The organism is Acinetobacter sp. CY79 (assembly GCF_059515845.1).
Map to the genome: position 1 here is coordinate 17,965 of NZ_JCAKMY010000008.1, position 18,539 is coordinate 36,503.

Below are 18,539 nucleotides of genomic sequence, written 5' to 3' on the forward strand. Positions count from 1 at the left end.
TTTTATAACGAAGAGATTAACTTTGGTTGCCATCCGCCCACTTCACAATATTCGGATTGCGCCAACCAAAACCCTTTTGGCGTAAAAACACCAAGCATAACATTATCTATGCTTAATATTTGAATTGTATGACGAGTCCAAGGAAAAATTTGCGCTTCTTGAATGGCTTTTTTCAATGGCCATGCACCAACCCGACCATAGAGATGAATTTTTTCTCCACCCTGTCGTAACTTTAACTCTAGCTTTTGATTTAACAATGCAAAATTCAAACCTATTTCGGCAGTCTCAATGTGAAAATGACCACTTGCAGTTTGGATCGCTTGATTTAAGAAGCATTGAATCTTTTGATCAACTTTTAAAGCCTGTTGATCTGCCAAATATATTGCTTTGTCTAATCGATATAAAACCTGCTGGAAACGAACATAATAAAATTCATTCCAATGCAAAGCGGATTGAGCATCTTTTTTCGACTCAATCACTTCATCCACTAAACGTTGAACCATTTCAAATGCAGGCCGATAAGTTGACTCCCCTCGCATCCATGAAGAAAGTAGCTGACGTTGGCGTGCTTTGGAGAGCTGATTTAAAGCCTCTATTTTGAGATGTTGACTATCTCCACACTTTAGTAAATCTTGTTCTAATACTTCATTTAGAATTTCATCAGCATCCTGCATCAGATAACTCGTTCGACTGACAGCTTGCTGCATTTTAGGAAAACGACTTTGCAAAATATGCCAAAGTTCTTGCCTACACCATGCACGGTCATAGTGAGTATCAAAATTGGTCGGATCATCAACATAGGGGATCTGGCTTTGCGCTACCCATTGGCAAATTTGCTCACGAGATAGATCAAGAAGAGGACGCCAAATAGATAAATGATTGCGTTGATCTACGTGCTTCATCGCACTCAAGCCTTGCACTCCAGCGCCTGAAAGTAAACGCAGTAATACGGTTTCAGCTTGGTCTTGTTGATGATGCGCAAGTACTAAAACTGCATGCGATTGAATATGTTGCTGGTAAGCTTTATACCGAGATGTTCTGGCTTGATTCTCAACATTTCCTTCAGCGACAGTCACTTTTTGAATGATGTAAGGGATATCAAGCGCTTTACATTGCTCAGCTATAAATTTAGCCCAATCATCACTGATCGCTTGAAGTTGATGATTGACGTATATCGCTCTTATTTTTTTAGGAAATATTTCAGACATCAGATATAACAACAGCATGGAATCCATGCCGCCGCTACATCCAATCAGGAAGGTAGTATCTTCACTAAATTGTGAACTTTGTTTTAAGAAGCGAGCCCTAAATTGTCGCTGCCAAACTTCATTAAACGTTGGTAACGTGCTTCGCATCGTTGGTTTGCATCCATTGGAAGAAGTTCATCAAGTGTTGCTTGTAATACATCTTTCAATTTTTCCATGACGTCATACGGATGTAAATGTGCACCTTCACCTTCATCAACCACATGTTCCACGATTCCCATCGCTTTTAACTTATCCGCAGTTAAAGCCAGTGCTTCACTTGCTTGTTCAGCCTTTTCAGCTGTTTTCCAGAGGATGGAAGCGCAACCTTCTGGAGAAATCACAGAGTAGATACTGTGAGAGAGCATGATTACGCGGTCAGCTACACCAATACCCAGTGCACCACCTGAACCACCTTCACCCAATACGGTTGCAATAACAGGCACTTTTAAACTAGAAAGTTGCGCTAAGCTTGTTGCAATCGCTTCAGCCTGACCACGTTCTTCCGCACCCACACCTGGATATGCACCCATCGTGTCAATGAACGTGAACACAGGTAGATTGAAACGTTCAGCCATATCGAGCAAACGTTGTGATTTACGATAACCTTCAGGATTACTCATCCCAAAGTTATGTTGAAGTTTTTCACGAGTACTACGACCGCGATGCTGACCAACCACCATCACAGCTTGACCATTAAAACGTGCTAAACCACCAACCATTGCACCGTCATCACCATAGAGACGGTCACCATGCAAGGCATCAAATTCAGTAAAAATTTCACCGACATAGTCCAAAAATTGTGGACGTTCTGGATGACGTGCAATTTGAACCGTTTTCCATGCTTTAGACTGAGCAGCTTTATTTTTCATAAGTCGATGAATATCCCTAAATTAGCTTGATCAGCTAACCAATAAAATTCTGTTTTAGAGATGCGATTAGGCATCAATAAATTTTTCCGACTGAATATTTAAAACAATATCCCAGTTTTTAAATTGCACTTGCTCATCATGCAAGTCTGCAACCAACAAGGGCCACTGTTTCGAATCTCCGGAAACACTAAGTTGCCATTGTTGCTCATTCTCAATGGTCAATTCAATGGCAGGAAGCATCTCATCACTGCGACTATGATTCAGTAAAATTGCGAGACGAAGTAATAAACTTAAATGTACAAGCTTAATTCCACCGACTTTTTGCACATCCATTTTGGCTTCAGCGCGTAATTTACGACGGTGATGAGCGACCAAATGTGACAAAAAGTTCTGATCAATTTGAGAGAAACCGGGAATATCCGAGTGCTGTAGTAAGTAAGCACCATGACGATGATAACCCGAATGACTGATTGCCAATCCAATCTCATGTAAATAAGCAGCACGACGCAATAAATCACTGTCATCGCTATTCATTTTTAAAGCTTCAGCAACACGATCAAACAACTTCTGTGCAGTTTCGACCACACGCTCAGCCTGTTTTGGATCCGCTCCATAGCGACCCATCAAAGCATGCACACTGCGATCACGCACATCTTCGTGCTGGAAACGACCCAATAGGTCATACATTACGCCTTCACGTAACGCACCATCTGAATACACCAATTTATCAATATTCAGCAACTCAAATACGGCATAAAGAATGGCAATCCCCGCAGGTAAAACAGCACGACGGTCTTCTTTTAGACCATCAAATTCTATTTCTGCAACATGCTTATATTTAAGCAATCTATCTTTTAATTTTTCCAAACCTTCGCGTGTCAGATTTTCCTGATCATCACTCCAGCCCATATTAACTGCAATTTGACGACATGCCTTAATCGTTCCACTCGATCCAACAACCGTATCCCAACCAGCAGCTTTATAAGTATTGACCAAGCCTGACATTTCTTTACGCGCAGCAGTGAGTGCTTTATCAAATGCTTTTGGGCTAATTTCACCATCTGCAAAAAATGCTTTTGTAAACGCAACACAACCCATTTGAACAGATTCGGTATGGATCGGCTCAAATTCTTCACCAATGATTAATTCAGTTGAACCACCACCAATATCAACCACCAAACGACGACCTGAATTTGCCATCGTATGTGAAACGCCTAAATAAATGAGACGAGCTTCTTCACGCCCTGCAATAATTTCAATCGGCTTAGGTAAAATTTCAGCAGCTCTTTGAATAAATTCGTGACCATTCTTCGCCTGACGTAAAGCATTGGTTGCGACAATACGTAAACGATTACTTTGTACTGAGCTTAAACGTCCAACAAAACGTGCCAAACACGCCAGCCCACGTTGCTGTGCAGCTTCGGTTAAATTTTTATTTTCATCTAGCCCAGCAGCCAGTTGAACCTTTTCTGACATTGAAGCAACTTTCTTCACTTCACCATGATCAACACGTGCAATCGCCAAATGGAAGCTGTTCGACCCCATATCAATGGCAGCAAGTAATTCTTCATCAATCAAAAAATCTGACATTATTTTCGACAAGTTCAACCGGAATTGTTGCTTAGATTAATTCACGCGCTCATTTTTTTAAAGCCATTTATGATGACAAATCATGCAAATTGATTATTTTCACTATTCTGATCATGTTTAGAGCTCCGATTGTAAATATCGTGAGCTTCAATTGGACAATTGCACAATTTAGGATAAAAATGGATGCATTCCCCTACTTTGTTAAAGTGGTCTATGTAATACTTATATTCATAGATAGATCATCTTTAAAATATTTGGAGCAGATTCCATGTCAGCTAACATCGTAAATACAACTGATGCTAACTTTGAAGCAGATGTTTTAAACTCAGATACACCCGTACTTGTCGATTTTTGGGCAGGTTGGTGCGCGCCTTGTAAAGCGATTGCACCTGTGCTTGAAGTCCTTTCTAACGAATACGAAGGTAAAGTTAAAATCGTTAAAGTTGATGTGACTGCTTGCGAACAAACAGCTGTAAACTATAACATTCGCAACATTCCTGCACTATTAATGTTCAAAAATGGCGAAGTTGTGGCGACTCAAGTCGGTGCTGCACCAAAATCTAAATTAACTGCTTTCATCGAAGACAATATCTAAGCATTGATTAGATTTTAAATATTAAAGCGCTATAAATTTATAGCGCTTTTTTTCAAGCTTAAATTGACAAAAGCACTGCTCTGACTTATATTGCTAAATCAAGAAACCCTTGGGCAATTTATCCTCGTTTCTTACAAAGACACAAAACATAAGATCGCCGCTCGGCTCAAGAAATTGTTTATACATTTCTCCTCGAAAGAACTAACTAGATTTAGAGTTTGTTATTGTGCAAGTTCAATTGCGATTCTTTTCTTGCATTGCGGATATCTTTTGCTTCTATTTTTTCTGTATACCACACACCTTTATTCAATCTGACCATTTATGAATTTAACTGAACTCAAGAAAAAACCGATAGGCGAACTCATCAAAATTGCTGAGTTTATGGGCCTTGAAGGAATGGCGCGTAACCGCAAACAAGATATCATTTTTGCCATTTTGAAACGCCATGCTATGAATGGTGAAGAAATTTTTGGTGATGGTGTTCTTGAAATTCTTTCTGACGGTTTCGGCTTTTTACGCTCTGCTGCGGGTTCTTACCTTGCAGGTCCAGATGACATCTACATTAGCCCATCTCAAATTCGTCGTTTCAACCTGCGTACAGGTGATACGATTACAGGTACGATTCGCCCACCCAAAGAAGGTGAACGTTACTTTGCACTTCTGAAAGTGAATCAAATTAACTACGACACACCTGAAAACTCTCGCAACAAAATCTTATTCGAAAATCTCACACCACTATTCCCGACAGAACAACTGATCATGGAATTGGGGAATGGTTCTTCTGAAGATCTAACAGCGCGTGTTGTCGATCTCATTGCGCCAATTGGTAAAGGACAACGTTCAATTATTGTTGCTCCGCCAAAAGCGGGTAAAACAATGTTGCTCCAAAACATTGCGCAATCGATTGTTCGTAATAATCCTGAATGCTTCCTGATCGTTCTTCTGATTGATGAACGTCCTGAGGAAGTAACGGAAATGGAACGTACAGTGCGCGGTGAAGTCATTGCTTCAACATTCGATGAAGCACCTGCTCGTCATGTACAAGTGGCTGAAATGGTGATTGAGAAAGCCAAACGTTTAGTTGAGCATAAAAAAGATGTGGTTATCTTATTGGACTCAATCACGCGTTTAGCTCGTGCATACAACACAGTTATTCCATCTTCTGGGAAAGTATTAACAGGCGGTTTAGATGCACATGCACTTGAGCGTCCTAAACGTTTCTTTGGTGCTGCACGTAATATTGAAGAAGGTGGTTCACTGACCATTATTTCTACTGCATTGATTGAAACAGGCAGTAAAATGGATGAAGTGATCTACGAAGAATTCAAAGGTACAGGTAACCAAGAAATTACACTTGATCGCCGTATTGCTGAAAAGCGCGTATTCCCTGCTATGAATATTAAAAAGTCTGGTACACGTCGTGAAGAACGCTTAATGTCTGAAGACAACTTACGTAAAGTGTGGATTCTACGTAAGCTACTTCATCCTATGGATGAACTTGCCGCAGTGGAATTCTTGCTCGATCGTATGAAAGAAACCAAAACCAATGATGATTTCTTCGATCAAATGAAGCGTAAAGCCTCAAACTAATGATTTAATTTTATAGACTTAAGCCATCTTTTAAGATGGCTTTTTTATGCCCGTTGACAAAAGTTACATAAAATAACAATTGGCGGTTTTTTATGTAAACTTAGATGTAAACATGTGATTTATCTCATTTATTGCTAAAAAATCTGTTTGAATTTATAAGCTTACCTTCCCTTTACCAATATAAAATGTAAAATCAATTGTAAATACCTGTTAAAAAAACATCTTTTTTTTACCTATTTGAGCATTTTTTTTGAATCACCCAGTAGTATTTCAAAAAGCGCAGTGATAGCATGTGCGCATACCAGTTAGGCTGCTCCATGCGTTATTTACCTTACTAACGTCAGGAACAATAAAAGCACACAACAGACTAACCAGGTTTTTTATGTCTCTAATATTTTAATGAGAGTGATGCCATGTTATTCAAAAAAATCGCTATTGCTGCTGCCGTTGCTACTACTTTAGCTTTCGTTGGTTGTGCTAAAAAAACTGAAGAAGCTGCTGCTGACGCTACTGCTGCTGCATCTGAAGCTGTTGAAGCTGCATCTGAAGCTGTTGTAGCTGCTGACGCTGCTGCTGTTGAAGCTACTTCTGAAGTTGCTGTAGCTGCTGAAGCTGCTGCTGCTGATGCTACTGCTGCTGCATCTACTGCTGTAGAAGCTGCTGCTGATGCTACTGCTGCTGCATCTACTGCTCAATAATAATCGATTCGATTATTATTTGAAAAAAAGAGAACCTTTGGTTCTCTTTTTTTATATCTATATTTTTTATAGATGCATAGAAACGGTTTGCTGTTCCAAATTAGATAAATAAATAACCTAAAAAATATAAAATTACATTAAATAATAGTTATAAAAAAACCCCGAATAGTTAACCATTCGAGGCTCTACAATCAACTCTAATTATTCAACTTGCTCAGTTCCAACACGTTGTCTAAATTTCTGACCCGCACGGAATGTCACTACACGACGTGCTGAAATTGGAATTTCTTCCCCAGTTTTAGGATTTCGACCTGGACGTTGACGTTTGTCACGTAGCTCAAAATTACCAAAACCCGAAAGTTTAACGTGCTCACCCGCAATTAATGCCTGGCTAATTTCATCAAAAAACAACTCAACCATTTGCTTAGCTTCACGACGGTTTAAACTCGTCAGCTCGCTCAAATGATCAGCCATTTCTGCTTTTGTTAATGCTGTCATGAGGCCCTCAATGTCGCTTGGTAAGTGTCTTGCAACACTTGAATAATGTGATCCATACCGGATTTTATTTCAGCATCTTCAAGTGTTCGTGATGGATGCTGCCAAAGAATTGCAAACGCTAAAGAACGCTTACCCTCTTCAACACCTTGACCCGTATACACATCGAACAACCAAGTAGAGTCTAAAAGCTCGCCACCTGTTTTTTCGATAAGTTGCTGAATTTCACTAACATTAATCTTATCATTAATTAAAAGCGCAATATCACGTCTTACCGATGGAAATCGTGATAATTCTGTAAAATTAGATACATAAGTTTGCAAAACAATCGATTGATCAACTTCAACCACCCAAGTTGCAGCTAAATCAAGGCTTTCTTCAAGTGAAGGATGTAAACGACCTAAATAACCGACTGATTGACCATTTACTAAAATTTCAGCAGACTGTCCAGGATGTAACCAAGCACGCTCAGAACGGACATATTCAACATCCACACGTGCTGAAGCAAACAGCTCTTCAACTTCACCTTTCAGATCGAAGAAATCCATAGATTGTACTTTGCCGTGCCACGACTCTGTCGACTTCGCGCCTGTTGCAATCATCGCCAAAGTTGGGATTTGCTTCAAATCATGAATATTTGCAGCATCTTGATAATCAAAACGTAAGCCCAACTCAAAGAAACGTACACGACTTTGTTGACGGTTCACATTGTACTGAACGCAAGGAATCAAGCTAGAAAGCAATGTTGAACGCATCACCGCTAAATCACTTGAAATGGGGTTTGCCAATGCCAAAGGATTGATATCAGGGTTCAATTGCTTTTCAAGTTTTAAATCAGCGAAGCTAAAGCTAATTGCTTCTTGATAACCTAAAGTAACCAGAGTTTGACGCAGTTGTGGCAATTCAAACTGATCTTGATGCTTCGCAAGTTTTACATCGATCACAGGCAAACTGATTTGAATATTGTCGTAGCCATGGATACGTGCAACTTCTTCGATTAAGTCTTGGTAAATTGCCATATCGTAACGATGTGATGGAGGAACAACAGACCACTCACCCATTGCTTTTACAGTCACAGCACAACCTAAGCGCTGTAGTGCATCAGTAATAAAGTCTGATTCAACTGTATATCCCAAGAGTTGATCAACTTGAGCCTGATTTAATTCAATCGCTTCACGTTTTGGAAGTAGGGATTGATTTTCCGCAATGGTAATTGGACCAAAATCACCACCCGCAAGTTCAGAAATTAACTGTGATGCACGGTGCATCGCAATCAATGGCAATTCGAAATCGACACCACGTTCATAACGCTGAGACGCATCGGTATGCAAACCAAACTTACGTGCACGACCTGCAATCGCAAGCGGCGCAAAGAATGCTGATTCTAAGAAAATCTCAGTCGTTTCATCTGTTACCGATGAAGATAACCCACCCATGATCCCTGCGATTGCCAATGCTTTTGCATCATCTGCAATCACCATTACATCTTCAAAAAGTTCAACTTCTTGCTCATTGAGTAGTGTTAATTTTTCAGCAGCCGTTGCTTGACGAACGTGTACCGAACCTTCAACTTTTCCACCATCAAATGCATGAAGTGGTTGACCCAGTTCCATGAGTACATAGTTAGTAATATCAACCAAAATACTGTGCTGACGAATACCAGAACGCGCTAAAGCACGCTCCATCCATACTGGCGTAGGTGCTTTAGTATTGACGTTTTTGATCACACGACCTAAGTAACGTGGGCAACCTTCCGTTGAAACAACAACTTTTTTCTCATCCGAAATCGATGCTGCAACTTCCTTGATTTCAGGTACAGTTACAGGCAATTGGTTGATCACACCAATTTCACGTGCAATACCACGGATGCTGAAACAGTCACCACGGTTTGGCGTGATACTGATGTCAATCACATTGTCATCAAGTTCTAAGTATTCACGGATATTTACGCCCACAGGTGCATCCGCAGGTAATTCTAATAAACCATCAATCTTATCTTCTAGATCGATTTCAGAAGCACCACACAGCATCCCTTGTGATTCAACACCACGAAGTTTGCCTTTCTTGATTTTGAAATCGCCCGGTAATACAGCACCGATTGTTGCCACAGGCGCTTTCATACCTGCACGTACATTTGGTGCACCGCAGACGATTTGAAGGGGCTCACCTGAACCGATATTCACAGTGGTTACACGTAAACGGTCTGCATCTGGATGCTGTTCAACTGTTAATACTTCACCTACAACCACACCCGTAAATGCTTTTGCAGCAGGTGCAAGCTCATCAACTTCTAGACCTAACATGGTCAATTGGTCAGACAAAGTATCGCTATCAATCGCTGGATTTACCCACGTACGTAGCCAATTTTCGCTAATTTTCATTAATAAAAACCTATAATTCAAATCTCTAGAATCCCCTCAGACTCTCATTCTTTTTGAGTCCATCTCCTTTTTATAGGAGATGAGAAGCACGGCTTCGCAAGAGAGGATTAAATAAATGTTTTAAGCAAACTGGCGTAAGAAACGCACGTCATTTTGGTAGAACATACGAAGGTCATTGATGCCATAACGCAACATTGCAAAACGTTCTACACCCAAGCCAAATGCAAAGCCCTTATATTTATCAGGATCAATGCCGGCAGCCTGAAGTACATTTGGATGCACCATACCGCAACCTAATACTTCTAACCACTTACCACGCTCATCCATAATATCCACTTCAGCACTTGGCTCAGTAAATGGGAAATAAGAAGGACGGAAACGTACGTTCAAATCTTTTTCGAAGAATTCATTCAGTAAGTTGATTAACAAGCCTTTTAATTCTGCAAAGCTGGTATTTTCAGCGACGTATAAACCTTCGATTTGATGGAACATCGGTGAATGCGTCTGATCTGAGTCACAACGATATACACGACCCGGACAGACAATACGAATCGGCGGTTGTTGAGTTTCCATGGTACGTACTTGAACACCTGAAGTATGCGTTCGAAGCAAATGGTTCGCATCAAAATAGAAGGTGTCATGCATTGCACGCGCTGGATGATGCCCCGGAATATTCAATGCTTCGAAGTTATGATAGTCATCTTCAACTTCTGGACCAGTGGCAACGGTAAAACCTGCTTTGGTAAAGAATTGACAAATACGCTCTTGAACTTGAGTCACAGGGTGAATACTTCCCACAGTCTGACCACGACCCGGTAAGGTAATATCAATTTGTTCGCTTGCCAATTTTTGTTCTAAGGCAACTTTTTGTAATGCGGTTTGACGCTCAGTTAAAGCTGCTGTAATCGCTTCACGTACAGCATGAATTTGAGCACCGAAAACTTTACGTTCTTCAGGGTCCATTTTACCCAGTGCTTTCGATTGTTCAGCAAGCTGGCTTTTCTTACCCGTAAACTGCACTCGTACTTGATCGAGTGTAGCAAGGTCTTGAGCTGCTGCAATGGCAGCGAGCGCTTCAGTGGTCAGGGCTTCCAGTGACATAGTAACTCTCAAAGCAACAATATAAGAAAAAATAATATAACTGCACATTCTAACAGTTTTTATGCAGTGGGATGAAGCCTACTCTTCAGTAAATCTACAAGAAAAAATAGATCGTGAATTTGATTAGTAATTTGATTTATAAAAAGGATAAGATAAACGCATTGTCACCAAGAAGATGAATAATGGCACTTGATCCAATTTGGAAGCAACAGCTCACCCTTGTTACCTATGGTAATGAGTTCCTCAGTCAAAAGTTGAACTTTAAGCAATGGGTGAATCATTCTATTTTCAATCAGCACTATTTTGCGTTCCGTGATCTAAATTCACAGCATTTACTGGCACAGCATTTTCAAGTCTGGCTCGAAGGCTTAAAACAACAAGGCGTGACCCAACTGAGCTTACACAATTCAAGCTTACTTTTAGATGAGAAAAATCCAAATCCAAATGTTGAGCTGTTGCCTTATGCTCATTTCATTGTGAGTCATGTTGGTAGTCATAAAACAGCTTGGATTTGTGGCAAAGAGTTGGCGACTTGGTACATCGCAGATAATGATTATGAGATGCCTAGTGCTCAAAAGATTCCAACACGTATCGAAACCATGTGGCGTTATGAACTCAATGCAAGCCACGCTAAACGTGTAGATACCGATTTAGCACACCCCAATTGGGAAGATATTCATGTCTATACAGATAATGAACTCTTTGATCGCCCTCTCGCTCAAGGATTGATTCAGCCTGTAGAACTTGGACAATCTTACTTTGGCTATCAGCAATCAACAGCACATCCAGATTCATCCTCTAAAAGCTTAGATTTGTCATTACTGCCTGATGCTTATAGTGCGAGTTATGCGCATGAAACATTGATTCACTTAGAAACATTGGATCAAGCTTTAGAAAAAAAGTTAAAACAGCCTTTTAATGATCTTGGTGAGGCAATGACTTCTGAAGAAATTTTAAATATCCGTCATTTCCGCCAAAAATTAGAAGATTTAACTGCCAAATTTGTGACTAAGGTTGCGAACCATTATAAAACTGCAAGGCTCACCCCGATTGCAGTCACTTCACCTTTGGATGAGTCTACTGAGGCAAGCAATCAAAAACGTTTCTTTCAAAATAAAACTATAAATTCAAATCAAGAAACAGTAACACCCCCAACGACCAAATCAGGTAAAACGGGTGTATTTACACTGATTCTCATCACTGCACTGATTTGTATTTGTGCTTATTATTTCGGACTATGACCTTGTTTTAGAAACTTATCCATTTCTCTTTGATTTCTCAATCTAATCCAATGGATATGAGCATACTCATTGGATTGCATCATCTCTAAATATTTTTGCCGATTCTTTTGATGCGTTTTAATCATCCACCACACGATCGAGTCTCGACTAAACAACGATTGAATACTCTCTATATTGTTTGAGCTCACCCAAAGGTGTTGCTTGCTCCAAGCCCGATGTAGCGCCCGCTTCACTGAACGATAAAGATTAAGATGAAAAGGTAAATCTAACCAAATAATCGTGTCGGTGTCTTTCCACTTAATATGCTTTGTCCGAGTATAGTTCCCATCAATGACATAACCCTCAGAGGCCTGATCGATTTTCTGTTGTAACTTTTTAAAGAACTCATGATCGGATGATTCTCTCCAATCATCCAACCAAAACAAATCATCCAGTTCGATATAACTCAGACCCAACTTGTGAGCAAGCATTTTAGAGAATGTGCTTTTTCCAGAAGCCGATGTTCCGACGACATTAATTCTTTTCACACCACCCTCTACACATGAGCCTTCTTTTTATTGAGTTGCACACGCCACTTCAATCATAAGATAAGTCATCTTCATCAACATTGATAAAGTCAGGTTGTGGCATAACTTCAAATTGCACCGCTTGAACTGCATTCAGATTCATCATTTTAGTTTTTGCTACTCGATGCATACCATCCATCACTCGTCCTTCGGGACATAGAATAATGGGATAACTTAGATCAGCTTCCTGTACTAATTGGAAATGATCTATTAACTCCTGCGTTGTTGGATGGTGATTTGGAAACCAATAAGGCTCCCTCAACTCTTGAATATTATCCAATTGAACTTGGATAACAGATAAATGTGAACTTTGATCAATTAAATGATCCACATCCCAAATATAGGTGTCTTCACCGACCTTTCTAAAATGATATTGTTTTCGCACTGAGATATAATTTCCTAAATTTTTATAATTTAAACTCGGATAATAATAAATGTATTTAGAACAAGCTTACCGTCAAATTGCATTTGTGAGTTATGGTAATGAATACTTAAATGGTGCCGTAGAAAGTGAAATTTTAGACCGACATCCTCTCCTTTTTAATCATTTTCCAATTTTACGTGATCTAGAATACGGCACTCTATTATGTGGTTCAGCATCACATCTACTTGAACATCTTAAATCTCTAGGAGCCACCAAAATCAGTCTTCACCTAAGTTCTGATTTACTCAGTGATCTTACGGACTCTAAGCTTTTCACATTTTTTAATAGTGAATCGAGTTTTTGCATTGCTGTGCATTTTCAAAACAATACCGTCAAAGTTTTAATCTTCAGTAAAGAGCGACCCAGCTTTCAAATTTATGATGATACTAATTATCCTGTTTATTCAAATTACGCTAACTATTACGACAATACAGAAGCTTACACTTTGCATGAACTATCAGAGAGTAGTATTCCAATCATACAAAAAGATATAGCATCCATAGATTGGCAGAGTTTTTTTAATTTCATACAGAATAATTTATACCCGAATGAAATCGCAAAACGATATGGAATCTATCCAATTCCTTTAGATAATAATAATTGCTATGAAGGAGATTTATTTAATAGCCAAAAAGAAGAGCAGTATCCATTATTGCCTTTTACCATACGTAAAAATTATGCCTCAAATTTAATTGAGAATACTGCCATTTTAGAAAAGTATTATGCCTCTGCTTCACATTGTAAAAATGAATACAATGATTACATTCAAATGAATGACGATGAAAAAAAACAGTTTGATATCGCAACTAGAAACTTAACCCAATTACATCCTATCATCATAAAAAATGCAGCGAATCACTATCAATACTCAGGGTTTCAAAATACAAACTATTTCTCTGGTCATGCTATCCCGTTAAATCATAATTACAACTCTAATTCTCATCTACAGATCGATCAAGCCACTAAAGGGTATGAAAGCATATCTCCTTACGATGAAACATTCTTATTAGCTGATTCCAACCTTCAGAAAGAAGAACCTAAAGTCTCTTTGAGTCTTTTTGGGGTATTAAAATTCTTTTGGTATTTAATATGGTGTTACTGCGCCATTTGGACACTGACTAATTTTGTCGTTCAATGGGGAAATATTGTAATTACAACATGTGCGCTAATTTATGCCATTTATAAAATATCAAAAAAGTGAGGTAATAAAAAAGACCGCTAAAAAGCGGTCTTTTTTAAGTCATAAAGACTTATGCAGCTAATGCGCTTTTCGCTTTTTCAGCGATAGCAGCAAATGCAACTGCATCATGCATAGCGATGTCAGCAAGAACGCGACGATCGATAATTACTTGAGCTTTTTTCAAACCAGCAATCATACGGCTGTATGACAAACCGTTTAAACGAGCACCAGCATTGATACGTGCAATCCACAAAGCGCGGAATTGACGTTTCTTTTGACGGCGGTCACGGTAAGCATATTGACCCGCTTTGATTACAGCTTGGAACGCTACGCGATATACGCGTGAACGAGCGCCATAGTAACCTTTAGCACGAGCAAGAATTTTTTTATGACGACGATGCGCCTGTACACCACGTTTTACACGAGCCATTTATAAATCTCCTTAGATGTATGGGCACATACGACGAACTGAAGCAACGTCACTCACGTGAACCATTACACAGCCGCGTAATTGACGAATACGCTTAGCAGATTTTTTGGTCAAAATGTGGCGTTTGAACGCTTGTTTACGCTTAAAACCGTTAGCAGTCGCTTTAAAGCGTTTAGCTGCACCACGGCGAGTTTTCATCTTAGGCATAACAACCTCTTTTGAACACCTGTTCGGAACGTCTGCACCATTGCAAAACGACCTGCAGGTAAGGGAGCGAATATTCTAAAGCATATTTGTTTAAAACAAAAGCACAAACCATCATTTCTGTCACGCATGCGAGTGAACATTTCTAAGTAATTTTTATCTTCTTTTTATTGATTTTTTGTTTGTTCATTAAATCTAGTAAACATAAACAATTATTGTATCCCCACTCACGCTCTTTTCTCTGTATGCGTTAAAATGCTTCTCAATTCAAAGCCATCTTCATCCAGCCGCACCTTACAAGACTTAAAACTATGAAATCACTTGCCTGCATTACGTTTACTTTATTATGTGCAACAACTATGGCGCATAGCCAAACAGCTGAAACCGTTGCCAAACTGGGCGTACAAACGGTGATGGCAGAACCAGCGCATTTAACTACACGTATTGAATGGGTCAAATTCCCTAAAGTTGATTTCCAAGATTCAGATCTTGCTGGGCGTGACCGTGTTGCTATAGTTCGAATCAAAGCCAGTGAATCAGGTAAAATCGTCGATGCTTCTATCAAAGAAAGTACAGGATTGGCGAAACTCGATCAGAAACTCTTGAACGCAGTATTTAAAGGCAAAACTAAACCTTATCAAAACCAAGGTCATGAATTATCCCTTATCGGTTATCAAGTCTTTAAATTGAACTTGAGTAAAAATAATGAGTCAGCATGTAGCTATACATTTGAATCAAAAGTATGGAATAACCAACAAGGAGATCGAAGAGTTCCTTTTCAATATCTCACCCAACCCAAGTTAAAGATCAGTGCTGAAGACTTAAATGATCACACTCGTAAGATCAAATTTAGCTTCAAAGTTAATAAACATGGAGACGTGAAAAGTTCGAAGATTACCAAGGGCTCAGGCATTTATCGCCTAGATCAACAGGTACTGACTGCTGTGAATGGTGCGAAAGTGGATGTTCCTAGACAATACTGGATATATAAAAAATCCAAATTAAAAGATGAGATTGAGTTTAATCTTCAAAAGTGTGATTAAAATTGTTAAATTTCCTGTTCTAAGATAAGTAATAGAGCATTAAACAATTCCAATATATAAAAGGTAAATAAATAGATAACGTCCGATTTTTGCAATGGAGACAATCCATAAAAATCGGACGAAATTTTCTTTCATCAATCCTGCAATCAAAGTGATTGGGTCTCCAATAATAGGCACCCAACTCAACAGCAAAGACCAAAATCCATATTTATGGTAAATATTTTGCGCTTGATTCAATTTACCTTCGGAGACAGGAAACCATTTCTTATCTTTAAACTTCTCTATCTTTAGCCCAAGATACCAATTCACACAAGAACCTAAAATATTTCCAAGGCTTGCCACAGCAATCAGGATCAACGCCGAGTATTCAGCCTGAATAAGCAGCCCGACAAGAACAGCCTCCGACTGGAGAGGCAACAGTGTGGCAGCCCCCAAAGCACAAATAAATAGAAAGAATAAACTCAGCATTAAAGCCCTAATTTTTTCTTAGTAGATTTATATTCATAAATAGACCACACAATCCCAACGATCAAAAGCCCATAACGACTGAAATCATAACGCTGTGTCAAAGGGCGAATCACTTCTCGTAGGATAGATTGGTCTTTGGTTGCCAACTCTGTTACCACAGATTGAATATGAACTGCTTCAGTAATGAGCAACAATAAACACCCGACTAAGCCCAAAAGAATACCAGCATAGATGCGTGGATTAGTCTCAATCATCTTCGTAAGGTTTAAAATAAATGTTTTCATAAGGCGTTTACTCAATAAAAAACCACCATTGCGGTGGTTTAACTCTTCACTTTTATCTTATCACAACTCTTTTAACACTGTTATTTCACACTCATATTGGATAGTGCTTTATCCACCGCAGGGCGTTGCTTTAAGCGTTCAAAATATCCTTTAACATTTGGAAATTCATTAAGATTTATTCCCTGCCACTCATAGCGCATTAACCAAGGGAAAATCGCAATATCTGCAATTGAATAATCACCTGCGACATAATCTTGACCAATTAACTGGCGATCGAGTACCCCATACAGTCTTTTAGTTTCAGCTTGATAACGCTCAATGGCATACGGAATTTTTTCAGGAGCAAACTGACTAAAATGATGATTTTGACCTAACATTGGTCCGAATCCCCCCATTTGCCACATCAACCATTGCTCTACTTCGACACGCTGTTGCTCATCCTGAGGATAGAACAGCCCAGTCTTACGACCTAAATATTGCAGGATAGCGCCAGACTCAAAGATGGAAATCGCTTCACCTCGAGGACCTTGCTGATCGACAATGGCTGGAATTTTATTATTGGGAGAAATTTTTAAAAAATCAGGTTGAAACTGGTCATTCTCTAAAATATTAATTGGATACACTTGATAATCCAAACCCATTTCTTCTAATGCAATCCTAATTTTAAGCCCATTGGGTGTTCCCCAATAATATAAATCGATCATTTGCCTTTTTTACTCCATTCACCATTTCGGTGCTCTGCTAGACAACATAATAGAACTCTGATGAAACAACAAGGACGTTTTATACACATATTATTAACCATATGCGCAAATGCACCAACTCCATCCTTATTTTTTCAAAAATTTTTAAAATTGATCACTTGAAATTTTTCACCCAGATCACATATTTATTTTGAGCAAGATTGAGCTGAGACTACATGCTTCATTTGTAGTGATTCACTCGTTTGCTTACTGTTGATGCTTAGCATGACAGGCTGATTTCTTATTTTTATGACTTTGCTAAATATAGAAGGTTCTAATCATGAGCAATTTAAACTTAAACCCACTTTTCCGTCGTAGTATTGGTTTTGATCGTTTGCATGACTTTTTCGATTATGCAATGCAAAGTGATACCCCGAATTATCCGCCATACAATATTGAAAAACACGGTGAAAATCGCTATCGAATTATTGTTGCCACAGCAGGTTTCAATCAAAGTGAATTAAACCTCAGCATTGAAAATCAATTACTCACGATTTCAGGAAAACCTGATGCATTGCAAAATGAGTCAACTGAGTATTTGCACAAAGGCATCGCACGTCGCTCTTTTAAATTATCACTTCGTTTAGATGAGCATATTGAAGTGCAACAAGCCGATTATGAAAATGGTTTACTCATTATTGATTTAGAACGGATTATTCCTGAAGAAAAGCTCCCACGTGAAATTCCGATTGGTAAAAAGCTTCTTTTAGAATCCAAAGATCAAACTGAGAAAACAGTTCAATCAGATTAACTTCAACCTAAAAATATCAAACTCTATGTTTGAACATAAAAAAAGCCCTGCAATTGCAGGGCTTTTTTTATGTCATAAACGTATGTTATTTTTTCTTTTTCGGTCCAATTAACATACCCATTTGACGACCTTCCATTTTTGGTGATTGTTCAATCACACCAAATTCAGCTACATCTGCTTCAATTTTTTGCAATTGAGCTAAACCTAACTGTTGGTGAGCCATTTCACGACCACGGAAACGTAGAGTAATTTTAACTTTGTTACCCTCTTCTAAGAAACGAAGAATGGCACGCAGCTTGATGTTGTAATCACCAACGTCTGTACCAGGACGTAACTTGATTTCTTTCACCTGAACTTGATGCTGCTTTTTCTTCGCATCTTTTTGCTTTTGCTTCAGATCAAATAAATGTTTGTTAAAGTCCATGATTTTACAAACAGGTGGCTCTGCATTCGCTACGATCTCTACAAGATCAAGCTCAACTTCTTCCGCAGCACGCAATGCTTCAGCCAAAGAAACGATGCCCTTTTGCTCTCCTTCAGCACCAACGAGACGTACTTCTTTTGCACGGATCTCGTCATTTAATGCAGGACGATTGCTTTTAGCACCTTGTTGTTGGTTACGGTCAGGCTGTTTAATCT

21 protein-coding genes are annotated in these 18,539 nt (G+C 39.0%); 7 read left to right on the forward strand and 14 right to left on the reverse strand.

Annotated features, from left to right (window positions below; translation table 11 throughout):
- Positions 1-2 precede the first annotated feature (2 nt).
- From tilS to ppx, 3 genes are all read right to left on the reverse strand, one after another.
- Positions 3-1,355 (reverse strand): tRNA lysidine(34) synthetase TilS, encoded by a 1,353-nt coding sequence (gene tilS / locus AC5YCE_RS04330; protein ID WP_496171184.1) that lies wholly within the window; start codon positions 1,353-1,355, stop codon positions 3-5.
- On the reverse strand, positions 1,292-2,116 hold the full coding sequence (locus AC5YCE_RS04335; protein WP_496124824.1) for an acetyl-CoA carboxylase carboxyltransferase subunit alpha: 825 nt from the start codon (positions 2,114-2,116) through the stop codon (positions 1,292-1,294). The genes tilS and AC5YCE_RS04335 overlap by 64 nt, the downstream gene beginning before the upstream one ends.
- Positions 2,117-2,182: 66 nt before the next feature.
- A complete protein-coding gene (ppx, locus tag AC5YCE_RS04340) occupies positions 2,183-3,706 on the reverse strand; it encodes an exopolyphosphatase (protein WP_496124825.1) in 1,524 nt (507 codons plus the stop codon).
- 268 nt (positions 3,707-3,974) lie between these two features.
- Here ppx and trxA point away from each other — a divergent pair, with 268 nt between their 5' ends.
- From trxA to AC5YCE_RS04355, 3 genes are all read left to right on the forward strand, one after another.
- The gene (gene trxA, locus AC5YCE_RS04345) at positions 3,975-4,301 is read left to right on the forward strand and encodes a thioredoxin (protein ID WP_496124826.1); all 327 of its coding nucleotides are present in this window, start codon (positions 3,975-3,977) and stop codon (positions 4,299-4,301) included.
- A 321-nt stretch (positions 4,302-4,622) separates the two neighbouring features.
- Positions 4,623-5,891 carry a transcription termination factor Rho gene (gene rho, locus AC5YCE_RS04350; RefSeq protein ID WP_496124827.1) on the forward strand — a complete coding sequence of 423 codons (1,269 nt, stop codon included), beginning with the start codon at positions 4,623-4,625 and terminating at the stop codon, positions 5,889-5,891.
- Positions 5,892-6,304: 413 nt separating this feature from the next.
- The gene (locus AC5YCE_RS04355) at positions 6,305-6,589 is read left to right on the forward strand and encodes a hypothetical protein (protein ID WP_496124828.1); all 285 of its coding nucleotides are present in this window, start codon (positions 6,305-6,307) and stop codon (positions 6,587-6,589) included.
- A 201-nt stretch (positions 6,590-6,790) separates the two neighbouring features.
- Here AC5YCE_RS04355 and AC5YCE_RS04360 read toward each other — a convergent pair whose 3' ends face one another.
- The 3 genes from AC5YCE_RS04360 to pheS all read right to left on the reverse strand — a co-directional run bounded on the left by AC5YCE_RS04360 (position 6,791) and on the right by pheS (position 10,566).
- Positions 6,791-7,087, reverse strand: a complete 297-nt coding sequence (locus tag AC5YCE_RS04360; protein ID WP_496124829.1) for an integration host factor subunit alpha — start codon at positions 7,085-7,087, stop codon at positions 6,791-6,793.
- Complete coding sequence (gene pheT / locus AC5YCE_RS04365) at positions 7,084-9,465, reverse strand: phenylalanine--tRNA ligase subunit beta (RefSeq protein ID WP_496171185.1); 2,382 nt, start codon at positions 9,463-9,465, stop codon at positions 7,084-7,086. Before pheT ends, AC5YCE_RS04360 begins: the two co-directional genes overlap by 4 nt.
- Positions 9,466-9,585: 120 nt before the next feature.
- Positions 9,586-10,566: a phenylalanine--tRNA ligase subunit alpha gene (gene pheS, locus AC5YCE_RS04370; RefSeq protein WP_496171186.1), complete on the reverse strand. Its 981-nt coding sequence runs from the start codon at positions 10,564-10,566 to the stop codon at positions 9,586-9,588.
- Between the two features lie 182 nt (positions 10,567-10,748).
- Here pheS and AC5YCE_RS04375 point away from each other — a divergent pair, with 182 nt between their 5' ends.
- Positions 10,749-11,807, forward strand: a complete 1,059-nt coding sequence (locus AC5YCE_RS04375; protein ID WP_496171187.1) for a hypothetical protein — start codon at positions 10,749-10,751, stop codon at positions 11,805-11,807.
- On the opposite strand, the gene AC5YCE_RS04380 is transcribed toward AC5YCE_RS04375, so the two are convergent.
- Both AC5YCE_RS04380 and AC5YCE_RS04385 read right to left on the reverse strand, forming a co-directional pair.
- Positions 11,792-12,334, reverse strand: a complete 543-nt coding sequence (locus tag AC5YCE_RS04380; RefSeq protein WP_496171188.1) for an AAA family ATPase — start codon at positions 12,332-12,334, stop codon at positions 11,792-11,794. The genes AC5YCE_RS04375 and AC5YCE_RS04380 overlap by 16 nt on opposite strands.
- Before the next feature lie 49 nt (positions 12,335-12,383).
- Complete coding sequence (locus AC5YCE_RS04385; RefSeq protein WP_496171189.1) at positions 12,384-12,758, reverse strand: hypothetical protein; 375 nt, start codon at positions 12,756-12,758, stop codon at positions 12,384-12,386.
- A gap of 49 nt (positions 12,759-12,807) precedes the next feature.
- Between AC5YCE_RS04385 and AC5YCE_RS04390 the strand changes: the two genes are divergently transcribed.
- Positions 12,808-13,998, forward strand: a complete 1,191-nt coding sequence (locus AC5YCE_RS04390) for a hypothetical protein (RefSeq protein WP_496171190.1) — start codon at positions 12,808-12,810, stop codon at positions 13,996-13,998.
- A gap of 49 nt (positions 13,999-14,047) precedes the next feature.
- Here the strand turns inward: AC5YCE_RS04390 and rplT are convergent, their stop codons facing one another.
- Both rplT and rpmI read right to left on the reverse strand, forming a co-directional pair.
- Positions 14,048-14,407: a 50S ribosomal protein L20 gene (rplT, locus tag AC5YCE_RS04395; RefSeq protein WP_151837196.1), complete on the reverse strand. Its 360-nt coding sequence runs from the start codon at positions 14,405-14,407 to the stop codon at positions 14,048-14,050.
- A 12-nt stretch (positions 14,408-14,419) separates the two neighbouring features.
- On the reverse strand, positions 14,420-14,614 hold the full coding sequence (gene rpmI / locus AC5YCE_RS04400) for a 50S ribosomal protein L35 (RefSeq protein WP_004278281.1): 195 nt from the start codon (positions 14,612-14,614) through the stop codon (positions 14,420-14,422).
- 308 nt (positions 14,615-14,922) lie between these two features.
- On the opposite strand from rpmI, the gene AC5YCE_RS04405 reads away from it, so the two are divergent.
- Positions 14,923-15,654 carry a TonB family protein gene (locus AC5YCE_RS04405; RefSeq protein ID WP_496171191.1) on the forward strand — a complete coding sequence of 244 codons (732 nt, stop codon included), beginning with the start codon at positions 14,923-14,925 and terminating at the stop codon, positions 15,652-15,654.
- Positions 15,655-15,693: 39 nt separating this feature from the next.
- Here AC5YCE_RS04405 and AC5YCE_RS04410 read toward each other — a convergent pair whose 3' ends face one another.
- From AC5YCE_RS04410 to AC5YCE_RS04420, 3 genes are all read right to left on the reverse strand, one after another.
- Positions 15,694-16,122 (reverse strand): YqaA family protein, encoded by a 429-nt coding sequence (locus AC5YCE_RS04410; protein WP_496171192.1) that lies wholly within the window; start codon positions 16,120-16,122, stop codon positions 15,694-15,696.
- The gene (locus tag AC5YCE_RS04415; protein WP_496171193.1) at positions 16,122-16,406 is read right to left on the reverse strand and encodes a hypothetical protein; all 285 of its coding nucleotides are present in this window, start codon (positions 16,404-16,406) and stop codon (positions 16,122-16,124) included. The genes AC5YCE_RS04410 and AC5YCE_RS04415 overlap by 1 nt, the downstream gene beginning before the upstream one ends.
- 80 nt (positions 16,407-16,486) lie before the next feature.
- Positions 16,487-17,110 carry a glutathione S-transferase family protein gene (locus tag AC5YCE_RS04420; RefSeq protein WP_496171194.1) on the reverse strand — a complete coding sequence of 208 codons (624 nt, stop codon included), beginning with the start codon at positions 17,108-17,110 and terminating at the stop codon, positions 16,487-16,489.
- A gap of 319 nt (positions 17,111-17,429) precedes the next feature.
- Here AC5YCE_RS04420 and AC5YCE_RS04425 point away from each other — a divergent pair, with 319 nt between their 5' ends.
- The gene (locus tag AC5YCE_RS04425; RefSeq protein WP_496171195.1) at positions 17,430-17,900 is read left to right on the forward strand and encodes an Hsp20 family protein; all 471 of its coding nucleotides are present in this window, start codon (positions 17,430-17,432) and stop codon (positions 17,898-17,900) included.
- Positions 17,901-17,985: 85 nt separating this feature from the next.
- Here the strand turns inward: AC5YCE_RS04425 and infC are convergent, their stop codons facing one another.
- A complete protein-coding gene (gene infC, locus AC5YCE_RS04430) occupies positions 17,986-18,537 on the reverse strand; it encodes a translation initiation factor IF-3 (RefSeq protein WP_496124948.1) in 552 nt (183 codons plus the stop codon).
- Positions 18,538-18,539 lie beyond the last annotated feature (2 nt).